Here is a 2,368-nt window from a genome sequence, read left to right on the forward strand (position 1 = left end):
CCTTACTAAGTAAAACATTGTAGTCCCGCCCAGACTCGAACTGGGGACCCCTACATTATCAGTGTAGTACTCTAACCAGCTGAGCTACGAGACTCTGTTTTTACTTATTTGTATTATTTGAATTAACAGCGAGAGTAATACTTAACGTATTGTAAAGGTAGCTTCTCGTTTCTTCTCTAGAAAGGAGGTGTTCCAGCCGCACCTTCCGGTACGGCTACCTTGTTACGACTTAGCCCTAGTTACCAGTTTTACCCTAGGCAGCTCCTTGCGGTCACCGACTTCAGGCACCCCCAGCTTCCATGGCTTGACGGGCGGTGTGTACAAGGCCCGGGAACGTATTCACCGGATCATGGCTGATATCCGATTACTAGCGATTCCAGCTTCACGGAGTCGAGTTGCAGACTCCGATCCGAACTGAGATAGGTTTTGTAGATTCGCTCCTGCTCGCGCAGTGGCTGCTCTCTGTACCTACCATTGTAGCACGTGTGTGGCCCAGGACGTAAGGGCCGTGATGATTTGACGTCATCCCCACCTTCCTCACAGTTTACACTGGCAGTCTCGTTAGAGTTCCCGACATGACTCGCTGGCAACTAACGACAGGGGTTGCGCTCGTTATAGGACTTAACCTGACACCTCACGGCACGAGCTGACGACAACCATGCAGCACCTTGTAAATTGTCCGAAGAAAAAACTGTTTCCAGTCCTGTCAATCTACATTTAAGCCCTGGTAAGGTTCCTCGCGTATCATCGAATTAAACCACATGCTCCACCGCTTGTGCGGGCCCCCGTCAATTCCTTTGAGTTTCACACTTGCGTGCGTACTCCCCAGGTGGGATACTTATCACTTTCGCTTAGCCACTCAGATTGCTCCGAACAGCTAGTATCCATCGTTTACGGCGTGGACTACCAGGGTATCTAATCCTGTTCGCTCCCCACGCTTTCGTCCATCAGCGTCAATCGTTTGTTAGTAACCTGCCTTCGCAATTGGTATTCCATGTAATATCTAAGCATTTCACCGCTACACTACATATTCTAGTTACTTCACAAAAATTCAAGCCTTACAGTATCAATGGCAGTTTCCTAGTTGAGCTAGGAGATTTCACCACTGACTTATAAGGCCGCCTACGGACCCTTTAAACCCAATGATTCCGGATAACGCTTGGACCCTCCGTATTACCGCGGCTGCTGGCACGGAGTTAGCCGGTCCTTATTCTTACAGTACCGTCAAGACGCTACACGTAGCGTTGTTTCTTCCTGTATAAAAGCAGTTTACACACCATAGATGCTTCTTCCTGCACGCGGCATGGCTGGTTCAGGCTTGCGCCCATTGACCAATATTCCTCACTGCTGCCTCCCGTAGGAGTCTGGTCCGTGTCTCAGTACCAGTGTGGGGGATCTCCCTCTCAGGACCCCTACCCATCATTGTCTTGGTAAGCCGTTACCTTACCAACTAACTAATGGGACGCATGCTCATCTTATACCGTTGGAACTTTAATTATCAAATGATGCCATTCAATAATACTATGGGGCATTAATCCAAATTTCTCTGGGCTATTCCCCTGTATAAGGTAGATTGCATACGCGTTACGCACCCGTGCGCCGGTCTCAAGTTCCGAAGAACTCTACCCCTCGACTTGCATGTGTTAGGCCTGCCGCTAGCGTTCATCCTGAGCCAGGATCAAACTCTTCATCGTATATTGTTTGTTAGATAAATCTAACTTATGTTTCGATTCAAGTCGCTAGTCTTTTTCAATGTATTCGAAAAATCTTACTCTCTCTTATTTTCAAACTTGTATTGCTACAAATTTGTGCTGTCAATTCAATATGTCTATGAACGTGTCATTCTTTTTTTGTTCGCCTCTCATTCGATTAGCGGGTGCAAAAGTACAACTCTTTTTTAATCTGGCAAGCTTTTTTGAAAAAATTTTTTGATTATTTTTTCACAACCACTTTGCCAATATTTTTAAGAACTTATACTTCCCAATTCTTTCGTTTCGGGTCGGCAAAGATACTACCTTTACTTTCTATTATCCAAATCTTTTTTTAACTTTTTTTAAAGTTTTTTTGATTTGCTTAATCCTCAGTTTGTGTATGAACTTCTTCCTTAATGCGGGTGCAAAAGTAGGAATCTTTTTTATTCTCACAAGCCTTTTTAATTCTTTTTTTATTCTTTTTTTTGACGCTTTTCTTAACTCTCTGATAACAAGGATTTAATATAGAAAGTTTTTTTGAGCTTTAACCACTAAGTGTGTAAATAAAGCGTAATGGTCGCAATGGAGGTGTTGGAAGGTTTTGTTTTATACTATATATATGTATGGTTTTAGGTTGTGTGAAGTTGTACACAGAGATTCACCGAGTTTTTTTTTAT

1 tRNA gene and 1 rRNA gene are annotated in these 2,368 nt (G+C 43.8%); both read right to left on the reverse strand.

Annotated elements, in window-relative coordinates:
• Positions 1 to 20: 20 nt before the first annotated feature.
• Positions 21 to 94 (reverse strand) — tRNA-Ile (locus tag GFJ99_RS12985).
• Between the two features lie 86 nt (positions 95 to 180).
• A 16S ribosomal RNA gene (locus tag GFJ99_RS12990) occupies positions 181 to 1,694 on the reverse strand.
• Between the last annotated feature and the right edge of the window lie 674 nt (positions 1,695 to 2,368).

This window comes from Flavobacterium sp. LMO6 (assembly GCF_009495795.1).
GTDB lineage: Bacteria > Bacteroidota > Bacteroidia > Flavobacteriales > Flavobacteriaceae > Flavobacterium.